The sequence below is a fragment of the Streptomyces sp. NPDC005955 genome, from assembly GCF_042871255.1.
GTDB lineage: Bacteria > Actinomycetota > Actinomycetes > Streptomycetales > Streptomycetaceae > Streptomyces.
Genome location: NZ_JBIAIF010000025.1, coordinates 20529 through 34895, shown reverse-complemented (window position 1 = coordinate 34895; position 14367 = coordinate 20529). Strand labels below are relative to the sequence as shown.

Genomic DNA, 14367 nt, shown 5'->3' with positions numbered 1-14367 from the left:
TGGGCCGCGGGGGGGGGGCCGCGCGGGGCGGCCGCCCTGCGGGGGGCGCACCCCCCCCCCGCGGGGCCCCCCCCCCCCCCCCCCCCGCCCGGGGGGGGGGGGGGCGGGCCCCGGGCCCCCGCCCCCCACCCCCGCCTCCCGGTTCCGGGGCCGTCAACCGGCTCCCGGACCGGTGTCCGCTAGACCGGTACGCGCACCCCTTCGTCGGTGGCCCCGGCCGTGCTGGGCCGGGCCGCCGAGGGCGCCGCGATCGGCTCCGGCGTCTCGTCGTGCGTCATGTCGGGCAGCCAGCGCAGCCACTTCGGGAAGTACCAGTTGGCCTCCCCGAGCAGGGCCATCACGGCGGGCAGCAGCACGCCCCGGATGATCGTCGCGTCGATCAGCACGGCCGCCGCGAGACCCACGCCCATCTGCTTCATCGACTGCATCGACAGCGTGCCGAAGATGGCGAACACCGCGACCATGATGACCGCCGCACTGGTCACCACACCGGCCGTGGTGACCACCCCGTGGGTGATGGCGTCCCGGGTGGCGTATCCACGGGTCTTCGCCTCGCGGATCCGGGAGACCACGAACACGTGGTAGTCCATCGACAGCCCGAACAGGATCACGAAGAGGAACAGCGGCAGCCAGGTGACGATCGCGCCCACGCCCTCGGCACCCACCAGGGAGGCGCCCCAACCGTGCTGGAAGACCGCGACCAGGATGCCGTACGCCGCGCCCACCGACAGCAGGTTGAGGACGATCGAGGTGACGGCGATGGTCAGCGAACGGAAGCACAGCAGCATCAACAGGAAGGCGAAGACCACCACGAAGGCGAAGACCGGGGCGACGGAACCCGTCATCTGGTCGTTGAAGTCCTTGGACCCGGCGACCTGACCCGTCACCGGCGCTTCGACCCCGTCGACCGCACCGAGCGTGGCGGGCCGCACCTCGTCCCGGATGACGGCGAGGCTCTGCTCGGCCCGGTCCTGGTCGGAGCCGCCGACCAGCGGCACCGAGACCACGGCGACGTTCTCCGCGGCGTGCACCTTGACGTCGACCGGGCCACGCGAGGCACCGGAACTCACGACACGCTTCTGGAAGTCCGCCAGGGCCGCCTTCACCTCGGGGGCGTCGACGTCCTTCGCCCGGACGACCACCTGGGCCGGGTCGGAACCGCCGGGGAACGCCTCGTTCAGCCGGTCGTAGGTGGCGACGATCGGCACGGAGTCGCCGAACTCCTGGTCCAGGGTGAGTTCCTGGGTGCGCATGCCCAGCGCCGGCGCGGCGACGGCGAGCAGCGCCCCGCCGGCCAGCACCAGGGACAGCCCGGGCTTGGCCAGGACGACCTTCAGGACCGCCTTCCAGAACCGGGACTCGGCGTCCGCACCGGAGCGCCCCGTCCGCTTGCGCCGCTTGTCGGGGTGGAGGAAGGGGATGCGGCCCGTCTCGACCCGCTCGCCGAGCAGGGACAGCAGCGCGGGCAGCACCGTCACGGAGCCGACCATCGCGACCGCGACGACCATGAGCGAGGCGAGCCCCATCGCCTGGAAGTCCGCGAGCCCGGTGAACATCATGCCGGCCATGGCCACGCACACCGTCACACCGGAGACGATCACGGCCCGGCCGCTGGTCGCCGCGGCGATCCGCAGCGCCGTCGCGGCGTCCCGCCCGGCGGCCCGCTCCTCGCGCTCCCGCCGCAGGTAGAACAGGCAGTAGTCGACGCCGACCGCCAGGCCGACCAGCAGCATCACCGAGTTGGCGGTGTCGCTCATCGGCTGGAGATGGCTGGCGACGCCCATCAGCCCCATGGTCGCCATGATGGCGGTGATGGCGAGCGCGACCGGCAGCAGTGCGGCGACGAGTGCGCCGAACGCGATCAGCAGGATGCCCAGGGCCACCGGCACGGCCGAGTACTCGGCCTGCTTGAAGTCGTCACCGAAGGCGTCGTCGAACGTCTTCTTCATGCTGGCGCCGCCGATCTCCTCGATCCGCAGCGCGTCGTGGTCCTTCTGCACCTCGGCGACGGCCTTGAGGACCGGTTCGACCCGCTCGCCGGCCGTCTCGCCGTCCCCGCGCATGTCGAACTGCACGAGCGCGGTGCGACCGTCCTCGGAGATGCTCTGCGTGTCGTAGGGCGAGGTCACCGAGGTGACCTCGCCGGTCGCCCGGACGGCGGCCATCACCTGGGCCACCGCGGTGCGGAACCCCTCGTCGGTGGCCTTGCCGCCGGGCGCCTTGGCCTGGACGAGCACCGACTCACCGGCCGGTTCCTCGATGCCCGCGTCCTCGATGATGCGGGCGGCCTGACTGGTCTCGCCCTTCAACTGGTCGCTGGACGACACCTCGACCCGGCCCGCCGCGGACCCGGCCGCCATGGACAGGACCACGAACAGCACCCAGATGCCGACGGCCGCCCATCGGTGCCGGGCGCTCCATCCGCCGGCCCGTGCGGCGAACCCCCGCACGCGTACGTCTCTGTGTCCCATGTCGGGTTGTGCCCCCTCGTCCGCGGCGGGGCCGTGCGCCGCCGCCTCCCATGAAGTTATGGCGGGGACAGGGGGGTTGACGTCGTACTAATCGGTGAACGACGGGGGCCTGCTGTCCACCCCACGATCTGGGGGGACTCAGCACGGCGGAGTACGGGAGACCCCTAGCCCCCTCAGGGGCGCAGGGATCCGCTCTCAGGGGTGGTGCCACCCCCCAACCGGCTGCGACCGTACGCTGCTTGGCCCGTGGCGACCCTGAGACCGACCCTGAGGACCTCTAGGGTTGCCGCATGACGACGTATGCGGCCCTCCTGCGCGGGATCAACGTGGGAGGTCACCGGAAGGTTCCCATGGCCGAGTTGCGCCGGCTCATCGAAGGGCTCGGCCACGGGGACGTGCGCACCCACCTCCAGAGCGGGAACGCGGTGTTCTCCGTGGTCGGGCGGAACGCCGCCGGGGTCACCACCGAGAGCCTGGCCGCCTCGCTCGGCGAGGCCGTCGAGGAACACTTCGGGTTCACCGTGCCGGTCCTGGTCCGCGACCACGCCTACCTCAGGGCCGTCGTCGAGGACTGCCCCTTCCCGACGGCCGGGCTGGAAGGTCGCCAACTGCACGTCACCTACCTCTCGGAGCCGGTCGACGCGGACCGGTTCGCCGCGCTGGACCGGTCGGCGTTCCTCCCGGACGAGTTCCGCATCGGGGACCGGGCGCTGTACCTGTACGTCCCCGACGGCCTCGGTCGCTCCCGGCTCGCCGAGGCGCTCGGCCGGCCCGCGCTCTGGCGGGACACCGTGGCCACCAGCCGCAACTGGAACACCGTCACCCGCCTGGTGGAGATGACCCGTGACTGACTGACTGAATGGCTGGCTGACCGGCTGGCTGACGAAACCGCCGCGGCGGTCCCGCTCAGTCGGCGACCGGCAGGGTCACCCGGTCCAGGAGTTCCCGGTCGGCGGCCGTGAACGCGGGGTCCTCGTCCCCCTCCACCGCGGCGATGCCCCAGCCGTCCCACGGCAACGCCTCCACGCCGTTCAGCGCGGCGAGGTCCCGCACGGTGTCCGCGGCGACGAACCACGGACCCGAGACCCCCTCTGGTCGCGGGCCGCTGCCTCCGTGATGTGGACGAGCACTCCGCGCACCAGCCCCGCCAGGTCCCAGGGGCCCGGGGCAGGGCCCGCACATCGAGCACGTCGCCCTCGGCCAGGGGGCCGGGGTCGGTGTCCCGCCGCACGCCCCCCCGAGGGGGAACGGCGACGGCCGCGCACCCGGGCGGGGTGCGCGGCCATCGGCGTGGAGCGTCGACCTGACGGAACGCGTGCGTACCGTCAGGCCCCGAGTGACATCCGTCCCTCCCCGGCGGCCGCACCGGAGCGGTGCCCGCCGGGGGCGCGCACCGCGGCGTCGTACCGCTGGAGCAGGACCCGGGCCACCTCCGGTGCCGGACCCAGTACCGCGGCGAGCACGTCGGCGCCCGCCTCGGCCGCGCCCCGGGCGATCCGGTCCGGCAGCAGGCCGGGGGCCAGGACGTAGGGGGCCACCGCGATCCGGTGGACCCCCTCCGCCCGTAGCGCCCGCACCGCGTCCTCGGTGCGGGGAAGGGACGCGGAGGCGAACGCGGGCCGCACGGCGCACCAACCGGTGTGCCGCCACTCCCGCGCGATTTCTGCGATCACCGCGATCGCCTCCGGATCTGTGGAGCCCGCCGACGCGAGGACGACCCCGGTCGTGGGCTTGTCGCCGGGCGTGAGCCCGGCCTCGTACAACCGCCTCTCCAGCGCGGCCGTGAGCAGGGGGGACGGCCCCAGCACCGCGGCCTGCCGCACCCGCATCCCCGCCGGCGCCTCCCGCAGGACCGCCGGGATGTCCGCCTTGGCGTGGAACGCCCGGGTCAGCAGGAGCGGTTGCGCGATGACCTCGCTGACCCTCCGGGCGGCCAACGACTCCAGGACCGACGGCACCGAAGGCACGTTGAAGTCCAGGAAGCCGGTCTCCACCCGCAGGCCGGGCCGTAGCGCCCGGACCCGCTCCACCAGGGCGTGGACGGTCGCCGCATGACGCGGATCGCGGCTGCCGTGGGCGATGACGAGGAGGACGGGTTCGGTCATGTGATCAGCTCTTCACCAGCAGACCGCGGCTGCGCAGCACCCACCGCTCCAGCGGACTGAAGATCAGCAGGTCGATGGCGATGCCGACGACGAGGATCATGATGATGGCGAGGAACACCATCGACATGCTGCTCGCGTTGCGGCCGTTCTCCAGGAGCTGGCCCAGGCCGACGCCCAACTCGGGCGAGGAGGCGATGATCTCCGCGGCCATGAGCGAACGCCAGGAGAACGCCCAGCCCTGCTTGAGTCCGGCCAGATAGCCCGGCAGGGCCGCCGGCATGACGATGTGCCAGGTGTGGCGCAGCCCCGTGGCGCCCAGGGTGCGCCCCGCCCGCAGGAACAGCGGGGGCACCTGGTCGACGCCGGAGACCAGCCCGTTGGCGATCGAGGGGACCGCACCGAGCAGGATGACCGCGAACATCATCTGGTCGTTGAGGCCGAGCCAGATCACCGCGGGCGGCACCCAGGCCACCGACGGCAGCGACTGGAGACCCGACAGGATCGGCCCGATCGCCGCCCGGACGAACTTCACCCGGGCGACCAGCAACCCGAGCGGGGTGCCGATCGCGAGGGCCAGCAGGAATCCCAGCAGACCCCGGGACACGCTGGTCCAGATGTACTCGAGCAGGACCCCCCGCTCCCAGGCGGTGACGACCTCGTCCCAGACCTCGGACGGGGCGGGGAGCTTGTAGCTGTCGGTGACTTCGGCCCACACCAGGACCTGCCACACCACCAGCACCAGCGCCACCGCGATCACCGGCGGCAGCACCTTGCGCAGCAGGGTCTCGCGGAGCGGGGTGCGGCTGGTCTGGACGGAGTCCAGTGCGTCGAGTCCCGCCTCCACGCCCGCGAGGTCGTGCAGGTCCGGGGCCTTCTCGGCGCGGCCCCCGGCGGCCGGTGCGGACGCCTTGCCCTCCTTGGTGACCGAGGCGGTGGCGGAACGCCCGCCGGGTGCGGACGCGCCGTCCTTCCCGGAGCCCGTACCGTCCTGGTCGGCCGTCGTGTCAGTGCTGGCCATGGCGGCGGATCTCCCCACGCAGTTTTTCAGTGATCTCGACGGACAGTTCGGCGACGGCACTGTCCTCGATGCGGCGCGGCTGCGGGATGTCGACCTGCCAGGTGTGCGCCACCCGACCCGGTCGGGAGGACAGCAGCACCACCCGCTCGGCCAGCCGCACCGCCTCGCGGACGTTGTGCGTGACGAACAGCACCGACACCTTGGTCTCGCGCCAGATCCGGGTCAGCTCGTCGTGCAGCACGTCCCGGGTGATCGCGTCGAGCGCGGCGAACGGCTCGTCCATCAGCAGCAGTTGACTGTCCTGCGCCAGTGCGCGGGCCATCGCGACCCGCTGCCGCATGCCACCGGACAGCTCGTGCACGCGCTTGCCGTAGGAGCCCTTCAGCCGGACCAGCTCCAGCAGCTCCTCCGCCCGGTCGCGGCGGTTGGTCTTTGCCACGCCCCGCAGTTTCAGGGCGAGTTCGATGTTCTTGCCCGCGGTGAGCCACGGGAACAGGGCGTGCTCCTGGAACATCAGGGCGGGCCGCCCTTCGGTGCTGATCGTGCCGCCGGTGGGCTTGTCCAGCCCGGCGACCAGGTTCAGCAGGGTGGACTTGCCGCATCCCGAGGCCCCCAGGAGGGTGACGAACTCGCCCGGTGCGACATCGAGGGTGATGTCGTCCAGGACGAGCTGTGGCCCGGCGGGACCGGCGAAGGACTTGGAAACATGCTCGATCCGCGCCGCGGGAGCGGTCGTCTGGGTACCGTCGGCGGCCTTGGCGAACGTCGTGGCCATGGTCGTCACCTCCTGGGGTCGGGAATCCGCTACTTGACGCCGAGTCCGGCGTCGTCGACCTCGGGCTGCCCCTCGGCCGACAGGACCTTGTTCAGCGTCGTGAGGTCGTAGATCCCCTGGAGGTTCGGCTTCTCCAGCAGACCGGCCTTCACCGCGTACTCCGCCCCGGTCTTCAGCGTCGACGCCAGCGGGTCGTTGGTGAAGTCGATCGACGGCCAGGCCTTGTCGAGGACGTCCGTGGGCAGCGGCTTGCCGGACAGGGCCTTCAGCTTGTCGTTGGCGGCCTTCTTGGCCTCCTCCGGGTTCGCCTTGATCCACGCGTTGGTCTTGACGGTGCCGCGCAGCACGGCCTCCACCACGTCCGGGTGCTTGTCGAGGAACTTCTGCGACACGATGACGTGGGTGATCACGAACTTCTTGTCCGGCCACAGGTCCGCCTCGTTGAGGAGGACCTTGCCGCCGAGGGCCACCAGCCTGGACGCGGTCGGCTCCGGCACCCAGGCGCCGTCTATGGAACCCGCCTTGTAGGCGTCCGGGGTGATCTTGTTGTCGGTGCGGACGACGTTCACGTCGCCCTTGCCGCTCTGGGCGTCGACCTTCCAGCCCCGCTCGGCGGCCCAGTTGAGGAGCGCCACGTCCTGGGTGTTGCCGAACTGGGGCGTCGCGATCTTCTTGCCCTTGACGTCGTCCAGCTTCTTGATCTTGTCCGGGTTGACGACGAGCTTCACGCCGCCGGACGCCGATCCGCCGATGATCCGCAGGTTGGAGCCCTTGGACTTCACGTAGCCGTTGATCGCCGGGTTGGGGCCGATCCAACCGATGTCGATCGAACCGGAGTTCAACGCCTCGATCTCCGAGGGACCCGCGTTGAACTGGGCGTACGAGGCTCTGGTGCCGCCCAGTTCTTTCTGGAACAGACCGCGGTGGTCACCGATGAGCGCGGTGGCGTGGGTGAGGTTCGGGAAGTAGCCGATCTTGACGGTGTCGGCGGACAGCTTCTTCGCGTTGGCGGCCGGGGCGGCCTTGTCGTCCTTGTCGTCGTCCGACTTGGACCCGTAGCCGCAGGCGGTCGCGCTGACCGCGAGGAGCGGGAGGGCGACGGCGGCGGCCAGACCGCGTCGCAGGCTGGTGGATCGAAGCGTGGCAGGCACGGGAGGTGGTCCTCTCGTTGGCCCGGCGTTCACGTACTCAGTTCGTGGCCGGGAAGTCGGCAGGCTTACGTAAAGCTCGGTACAGCAGGTGGGGGGTGAGGGCGCGCAAGCGGTGCGCGTACGTCTTCACACACATCGCCCGACACCTCCCTGCCCACTGCCGAGCGCGCCGCTGCCGACGCGGCCGCCCTCCTTGGCGAACGTCGAGAAGACATCAGCGCCGACGCCGACGCCGGTTGCCCGTTCGTCCATCAGGCCGGTCACCTCCCCCTGTGTACTCATGCCTAGAAGTCCCACCCGTCCTCGGTGCCGTCCTCGTGGCCACCGTTGCCTGCGGCGCCGCCCCCGGCGCGGTTCGTGGCGAACGACTCGCCCGCCATGGCGGCGGCCAGGGTGGTGCCGTCCGCCGGGTCGATCAGCAGGAACGAACCGGTGCGCCGGGATTCCGCGTACGCGTCCACCGCCAGCGGCTCGGCGGTGCGGACCTTCACCCGGCCGATGTCGTTGGCGACCAGCCGCCCCGGCTCGCGGTGCTGGGAGAGGTCGTCCAGGGTGAGCCGGGACGGTATCTCCTTGACGATCGCCTTGACGGTGCGGGTGGTGTGCTTCAGCAGCACCCGCTGGCCCACGACCAACGGCGTGTCGGCCACGTGGCACACCGTCGCCTCGATGTCCTGCGTGGTGGCCGGCGCGTCGAGGGTCGGCACGATCAGGTCACCGCGCGAGACGTCGACGTCGTCGGCCAGCAGCAGCGTCACGGACTGCGGGGTCCACGCCACGTCCACCTGCCGGCCGAGCAGGTCGATCCCGGCGATCGTCGTGGTGCGGCCCGAGGGCAGCACGGTGACCTGCTCGCCCACCCGGAACGTCCCGGCGGCGATCTGTCCCGCGTAGCCGCGGTAGTCGGGCAGTTCGGCGGTCTGCGGCCGGATCACGTACTGCACCGGCAGCCGGGCGTGGCACTCCGCGAGGTCATGGCTGACCGGCACGGTCTCCAGGTGCTCCAGCACGGTCGGGCCGCCGTACCAGTCCATGTTCGCCGACGGGTCCACGACGTTGTCCCCGGTGAGGGCCGAGATCGGGATGGCCGTCACCTCCGGGACGCCCAACTCGGTGGCGTAGGCGGTGAACTCCTCGGCGATGTCCGCGAACACCGGCTCCGCGAACTCCACCAGGTCCATCTTGTTCACCGCGAGCACCACGTGCGGGACCCGCAGCAGGGCGGCGATGGCCGCGTGCCGACGGGTCTGCTCGACGACGCCGTTGCGGGCGTCCACCAGGATCACCGTCAGTTCGGCGGTGGACGCCCCGGTGACCATGTTCCGGGTGTACTGCACGTGGCCCGGCGTGTCGGCCAGGATGAACCGGCGGCGCGGGGTCGCGAAGTAGCGGTACGCCACGTCGATGGTGATGCCCTGCTCCCGCTCGGCGCGCAGGCCGTCGGTGAGCAGCGCCAGGTCGGGAGCCGTCTGACCGCGGTTGCGGGAGGCGTGCTCGACGGCCTCCAACTGGTCGACGAGCACCGACTTGGAGTCGTGCAGGAGCCGCCCCACCAGGGTGGACTTGCCGTCGTCCACCGAACCGGCGGTCGCGAAGCGCAGCAGGGTGGTCGCCGAGAGGCCGGCGAGTTCCCCGGCCGTCGCAGTGCTGTTCGTCATGGCTAGAAGTACCCCTCGCGCTTGCGGTCTTCCATCGCGGCCTCGGACAGCTTGTCGTCGGCGCGGGTGGCGCCCCGCTCGGTGAGCCGGGACGCGGCGATCTCCGCGATGACGGCGTCCAGGGTGGTCGCGTCCGAGTCGACGGCTCCGGTGCAGGACATGTCCCCGACGGTGCGGTAGCGCACCAGTCGCTTCTCGACCGGCTCGCCGTCCTTGGCGCCGCCCCAGTCACCGGCGGTCAGCCACATGCCCGAGCGCAGGAACACGTCGCGCTCGTGCGCGAAGTAGATCTCCGGCAGCTCGATGGACTCCCGGGCGATGTACTGCCACACGTCCAGCTCGGTCCAGTTGGACAGCGGGAACACCCGGACGTGCTCACCGGGTGCGTGCCGGCCGTTGTAGAGCTGCCACAGTTCGGGCCGCTGGCGGCGGGGGTCCCACTGGGAGAACTCGTCGCGCAGCGAGAACACCCGCTCCTTGGCCCGCGCCTTCTCCTCGTCGCGGCGCCCGCCGCCGAACACCGCGTCGAACCGCTGCTGCTGGATCGCCTCGGTGAGCGGGACGGTCTGGAGGGGGTTGCGGGTGCCGTCGGGCCGCTCCCGCAGCGCGCCGCGGTCGATGTACTCCTGCACGGAGGCGACGAGCAGCCGCAGCCCGTGGCGGGCCACCGTCCGGTCGCGGTAGTCGAGGACCTCGGGGAAGTTGTGCCCGGTGTCGACGTGCAGCAGCGTGAACGGCACGGGCGCCGGCGCGAACGCCTTGAGCGCCAGGTGCAGCATGACGATGGAGTCCTTGCCGCCGGAGAAGAGGATCACCGGTCGCTCGAACTCGCCCGCCACCTCGCGGAAGATGTGGACGGCCTCGGACTCCAGCGCGTCGAGGTGCGAGAGCGTGTACGGGCTCTCCTGGCCGGCCGGTCCGCGTCCCGTGCGGACGTCGTCGCCGTGGCCGTCGCGGGCCGTGGCCGCGGTCGCCGTCATAGGAGGCCCCTCTCGGTGAGCAGTGCGTGCAGCGCGGTCGCGGACTCCTGGACGGTCTGGTCCTGGGACTCGATCCGCAGGTCCGGCGCCTCGGGCTGCTCGTACGGGTCATCGACCCCGGTGAGGCCGGATATCTCGCCCGCCGCCTGCTTGGCGTACAGGCCCTTCACGTCCCGGACCGCGCACACGTCCACGGGCGTGGCGACGTGCACCTCGACGTAGGGGGTGCCGGCCTTGTCGTGTCGTTCCCGCACCGCCGTACGGCTGTCGGCGTAGGGCGCGATCACCGGAACGAGGACGAGGACGCCGTTGCGGGCGAGGAGTTCGGCGACGAAGCCGATGCGCTGCACGTTGGTGTGCCGGTCCGCGCGGTCGAAGCCGAGACCCGCGGAGAGGAACTCGCGGATCTCGTCGCCGTCGAGGACCTCGACCCGGTGGCCGTCGGCGCGCAGCCGTCCGGCCAGCTCGTACGCGATGGTCGTCTTGCCCGCGCTGGGCAGACCCGTGAGCCAGATGGTGGCTCCGCTCACGTGTTTCTCCTCGGCATGCTCGGTCTCCTGGTGTGGGGGACGGGGGGCGGTGCCCCCCGGACGGGCGGCGGTCATCCGTGCAGACCGCACTCGGTCTTGCCCCGGCCGGCCCAGCGTCCGGCGCGGGCGTCCTCGCCTTCGAGGACCTGCCGGGTGCACGGTGCGCAACCCACGGAGGCGTAGCCGTCCATGAGCAGGGGGTTGGTCAGCACACCGTACTCGGCGACGTAACGGTCCACGTCGTCCTGCGTCCAGCGGGCGATGGGGGAGACCTTCACCTTGCGGCGCTTGGCGTCCCAGCCGACGACCGGGGTGCCGGCCCGGGTGGGCGACTCGTCGCGGCGCAGGCCCGTCGCCCACGCCTCGTAGCCGGTGAGGCTGTCCTGGAGGGGCTGGACCTTGCGCAGCGCGCAGCACAGGTCGGGGTCGCGGTCGTGGAGCCGGGGCCCGTACTCGGCGTCCTGCTCCGCGACGGTCTGACGCGGGGTCAGGGTGATGACGTTGACGTCCATCACGGCCTCCACGGCGTCCCGGGTGCCGATGGTCTCCGGGAAGTGGTAGCCGGTGTCCAGGAAGACCACGTCCACGCCGGGCAGGGCGCGGGACGCCAGGTGGGCCACGACGGCGTCCTCCATGGAGGAGGTGACGCAGAAGCGGGGCCCGAAGGTGGTGGCGGCCCAGGTGACGACGGCGAGCGCGGAGGCGTCCTCCAACTCGCGGCCGGCCCGCTCGGCGAGGGCCTTGAGCTCGGCGGCGCGCTCGTCGGTGGGGTCGGCCGGGCGGCGGCCGTCCGTGTCGTGCGGTGCGGTGGTTCCCGTGGCGGTCATATCGAGTCCCCTCCGGTGTCCTGTCGGCGGAGCCCCCGGGCGAGCAGCCCGAGGAACTTCAGCTGAAAGGCTCGGTTGCACGCCGCGCATTCCCAGGCGCCGTGGCCCTGTTCGTTCGGGCGGAGGTCCTCGTCGCCGCAGTAGGGGCAGTGGAAGGGGGCGGCGCGCTCGCTCATGACAGCGCCTCTTCCGAGGCACGGGTGACCCAGGTGGCGAAGCGCTCGCCGTCCTCGCGTTCGGCCTCGAAGCGACGGACGACCCGCTCCACGTAGTCGGGGAGTTCGTGCGAAGTCACCTTCAGGCCGCGCACCTTGCGGCCGAAACCGGCCTCCAGGCCCAGCGCGCCGCCGAGGTGCACCTGGTAGCCCTCGACCTGGTTGCCGTCGTCGTCCAGCACCAACTGGCCCTTGAGACCGATGTCCGCCACCTGGATGCGGGCGCAGGCGTTGGGGCAGCCGTTGATGTTGATGGTGATCGGCTCTTCGAACTGCGGGAGCCTGCGCTCCAGTTCGTCGATGAGCGTGGCGGCGCGCGCCTTGGTCTCGACGATCGCGAGCTTGCAGTACTCGATGCCGGTGCAGGCCATGGTGCCGCGCCGGAACGGGGAGGGCGTGACGCGCAGGTCCAGCGCCTCCAGGGCGGCCACCGCGGAGTCGACCCGGTCCTCGGTGATGTCGAGGACCAGCATCTTCTGTTCGGCGGTGGTCCGCAGCCGTCCGCTGCCGTGGTCCTCGGCGATCTGCGCGACCTTGGTGAGGATGGTGCCGTCGACCCGCCCGACGCGGGGGGCGAACCCGATGTAGAAGCGGCCGTCCTTCTGGCGGTGCACGCCCACGTGGTCGCGCCAGCGCTGCACGGGCTGCTCGGGCGCCGGGCCGTCGTTCAGCTTGCGCAGCAGGTACTCGTCCTCCAGGACCTGGCGGAACTTCTCCGGTCCCCAGTCGGCCACCAGGAACTTCAGCCGGGCGCGGTTGCGCAGCCGGCGGAATCCGTAGTCGCGGAAGATGCCGATGACGCCCTCGTAGACGTCCGGCACGTCCTCCAGGGACACCCACGTGCCCAGGCGGACGCCGAGCTTGGGGTTGGTGGACAGGCCGCCGCCCACCCAGACGTCGAAGCCGGGGCCGAGTTCGGGGTGGCGCACGCCGACGAAGGCGATGTCGTTGATCTCGTGCGCCACGTCGAGCAACGGGGAGCCGGAGACGGCGGACTTGAACTTCCGCGGCAGGTTGGAGTAGTCCCGGTTGCCCACGATCCGGCGGTAGATCTCGTCGATGGCGGGGGTGCCGTCGATGATCTCGTCCTCGGCGATGCCGGCGACCGGGGAGCCGAGGATCACCCGGGGGGTGTCGCCGCAGGCCTCGGTGCTGGACAGGCCGACGGCCTCCAACCGGCGCCAGATCTCGGGCACGTCCTCGATGCGGATCCAGTGGTACTGGATGTTCTGCCGGTCGGTGATGTCGGCCGTGCCGCGCGCGAACTCCTGCGAGATCTCGGCTATCACGCGCAGTTGTTCGGTGGTGAGGCGACCGCCGTCGATGCGCACGCGCATCATGAAGTACTTGTCGTCCAGCTCCTCCGGCTCCAGGATCGCGGTCTTGCCGCCGTCGATCCCGGGCTTGCGCTGGGTGTACAGACCCCACCAACGCATCCGGCCGCGCAGGTCGTTCGGGTCGATGGAGTCGAAACCCGACCGGGAGTAGATCGTCTCAATACGTGTCCGTACGTTGAGACCGTCGTCGTCCTTCTTGAACTGCTCGTTGCCGTTCAGGGGGGTGAAGTGGCCCTTGGCCCACTGGCCTTCGCCACGGTGACGGGTCACCCTACGGCGGGCCGCGGCTGCGGCGGGCTTCTGCGGCGGCGTCGAGGCCGAGGAGACCATGGGAATACGTCCTTCGGACAGGCAGGAAAGCGGCTCTTACCTGCGCATACGGGAACAGCGCGGAGGGTGCGGGACATCCGCGCGCGGCACTGCGCAGCGATGGTGGCGACGACGCGGATCCGGGCACCACGCCGGGGCGTGAAGGTGCAGGACGGGCGGAAGGCGCTGAGGAGGTTGGGGGGACGGCGGTGCTGAGGGCGGTCAGCGCGCCGGACAGATGGCGCTGGACACGCGGCCGAGGTCGACGTGACGTCGACTCACCAAGGGGATTCCAGCTGAAGGCATGGCGGAAGCGTGGCACGACGGTGTCGGACCGGTCTAGCGTTATCCGATATGTGGACACCCTTGTCCCGCATCGTGAGACAAGGGTGGTCTTGGTCACATGATCCGCCGGCCCGTCTCAGACGGGTCCGGCGCCCGGCCAGGGCCCCGGGGTCGCCACCTCGGGCTCCGGGGCCGTCTTGGTGTCGAACAGCCGGAAGCCGCGGCGCAGGTAGTTGTCCATCGCGTGCGCACCGTCCTCGCTGCACGTGTGCAGCCAGACGCGGCTGGTGGGAGCCAGATCCGGCCAGCGGGTGGCCAGGTCCCAGGCCCGCGCCGTGCCGAGGCTCAGCAGGTGCCCGCCGATCCGGCGGCCCCGGAACGCCGGGATCAAGCCGAAGTACACGACCTCCACCGCACCGTTCTCCTGGGCCTCCAGCTCCACGTAACCCGCCGGGGTGCCCCGGTCGTACGCGACCCACGTCTCCGTCCCCGGACGCTCCAGCCGCTCCCGCCAATCGGCGTACGTCAGCGGTAGCCGGTCCGTCCAACGGATGTCCCCGCCCACCGCCGTGTAGAGGAAGCGGCTGAACTCCGGCGAGGGTACCTCGGCCCGGACGACCCGGACGTCACCCTCCGGCTCCTTGGCCGGGATCAGGTCGGCGGGGGAGGTCTGTTCGAGGGACCACGTGGTCACGGTGATGCTCAT

General features: G+C 71.4%; 16 protein-coding genes. 1 reads left to right on the top strand and 15 read right to left on the bottom strand.

Annotation, left to right across the window (positions count from 1 at the left end):
* Positions 1-179: 179 nt before the first annotated feature.
* Positions 180-2471: an MMPL family transporter gene (locus ACFYOU_RS33015; RefSeq protein ID WP_391310938.1), complete on the bottom strand. Its 2292-nt coding sequence runs from the start codon at positions 2469-2471 to the stop codon at positions 180-182.
* Between the two features lie 290 nt (positions 2472-2761).
* Between ACFYOU_RS33015 and ACFYOU_RS33010 the strand changes: the two genes are divergently transcribed.
* Positions 2762-3322, top strand: a complete 561-nt coding sequence (locus ACFYOU_RS33010; protein WP_391310936.1) for a DUF1697 domain-containing protein — start codon at positions 2762-2764, stop codon at positions 3320-3322.
* 55 nt (positions 3323-3377) lie between these two features.
* Here the strand turns inward: ACFYOU_RS33010 and ACFYOU_RS33005 are convergent, their stop codons facing one another.
* The 14 genes from ACFYOU_RS33005 to ACFYOU_RS32940 form a co-directional block, all read right to left on the bottom strand.
* Positions 3378-3524, bottom strand: coding sequence for a hypothetical protein (locus ACFYOU_RS33005; RefSeq protein ID WP_391310934.1), 147 nt, complete (start codon positions 3522-3524; stop codon positions 3378-3380).
* Positions 3525-3796: 272 nt separating this feature from the next.
* A complete protein-coding gene (locus ACFYOU_RS33000) occupies positions 3797-4576 on the bottom strand; it encodes a CbiX/SirB N-terminal domain-containing protein (RefSeq protein WP_391310932.1) in 780 nt (259 codons plus the stop codon).
* Positions 4577-4580: 4 nt separating this feature from the next.
* Positions 4581-5594, bottom strand: coding sequence for an ABC transporter permease subunit (locus tag ACFYOU_RS32995; RefSeq protein ID WP_391310930.1), 1014 nt, complete (start codon positions 5592-5594; stop codon positions 4581-4583).
* Complete coding sequence (locus ACFYOU_RS32990) at positions 5581-6369, bottom strand: ABC transporter ATP-binding protein (protein ID WP_385493361.1); 789 nt, start codon at positions 6367-6369, stop codon at positions 5581-5583. Before ACFYOU_RS32990 ends, ACFYOU_RS32995 begins: the two co-directional genes overlap by 14 nt.
* A 29-nt stretch (positions 6370-6398) precedes the next feature.
* The gene (locus tag ACFYOU_RS32985; protein ID WP_391310928.1) at positions 6399-7520 is read right to left on the bottom strand and encodes an aliphatic sulfonate ABC transporter substrate-binding protein; all 1122 of its coding nucleotides are present in this window, start codon (positions 7518-7520) and stop codon (positions 6399-6401) included.
* A 126-nt stretch (positions 7521-7646) separates the two neighbouring features.
* Positions 7647-7784, bottom strand: coding sequence for a hypothetical protein (locus ACFYOU_RS32980; RefSeq protein WP_385493452.1), 138 nt, complete (start codon positions 7782-7784; stop codon positions 7647-7649).
* A 20-nt stretch (positions 7785-7804) separates the two neighbouring features.
* Positions 7805-9178 carry a sulfate adenylyltransferase subunit 1 gene (locus ACFYOU_RS32975; RefSeq protein WP_389770221.1) on the bottom strand — a complete coding sequence of 458 codons (1374 nt, stop codon included), beginning with the start codon at positions 9176-9178 and terminating at the stop codon, positions 7805-7807.
* 2 nt (positions 9179-9180) lie between these two features.
* On the bottom strand, positions 9181-10158 hold the full coding sequence (cysD, locus tag ACFYOU_RS32970) for a sulfate adenylyltransferase subunit CysD (protein ID WP_389770218.1): 978 nt from the start codon (positions 10156-10158) through the stop codon (positions 9181-9183).
* Positions 10155-10763, bottom strand: a complete 609-nt coding sequence (gene cysC / locus ACFYOU_RS32965) for an adenylyl-sulfate kinase (RefSeq protein WP_385752926.1) — start codon at positions 10761-10763, stop codon at positions 10155-10157. Before cysC ends, cysD begins: the two co-directional genes overlap by 4 nt.
* Positions 10760-11515 carry a phosphoadenylyl-sulfate reductase gene (locus ACFYOU_RS32960; protein ID WP_391310924.1) on the bottom strand — a complete coding sequence of 252 codons (756 nt, stop codon included), beginning with the start codon at positions 11513-11515 and terminating at the stop codon, positions 10760-10762. The genes cysC and ACFYOU_RS32960 overlap by 4 nt, the downstream gene beginning before the upstream one ends.
* Positions 11512-11691, bottom strand: coding sequence for a hypothetical protein (locus ACFYOU_RS32955; RefSeq protein ID WP_385493355.1), 180 nt, complete (start codon positions 11689-11691; stop codon positions 11512-11514). Before ACFYOU_RS32955 ends, ACFYOU_RS32960 begins: the two co-directional genes overlap by 4 nt.
* Entirely contained in the window at positions 11688-13397 is a 1710-nt protein-coding gene (locus tag ACFYOU_RS32950; protein WP_391310922.1) for a nitrite/sulfite reductase, read from the bottom strand. Before ACFYOU_RS32950 ends, ACFYOU_RS32955 begins: the two co-directional genes overlap by 4 nt.
* 201 nt (positions 13398-13598) lie before the next feature.
* A complete protein-coding gene (locus tag ACFYOU_RS32945) occupies positions 13599-13682 on the bottom strand; it encodes a putative leader peptide (RefSeq protein WP_353961789.1) in 84 nt (27 codons plus the stop codon).
* 115 nt (positions 13683-13797) lie between these two features.
* Positions 13798-14367, bottom strand: coding sequence for a GNAT family N-acetyltransferase (locus ACFYOU_RS32940; RefSeq protein ID WP_391310919.1), 570 nt, complete (start codon positions 14365-14367; stop codon positions 13798-13800).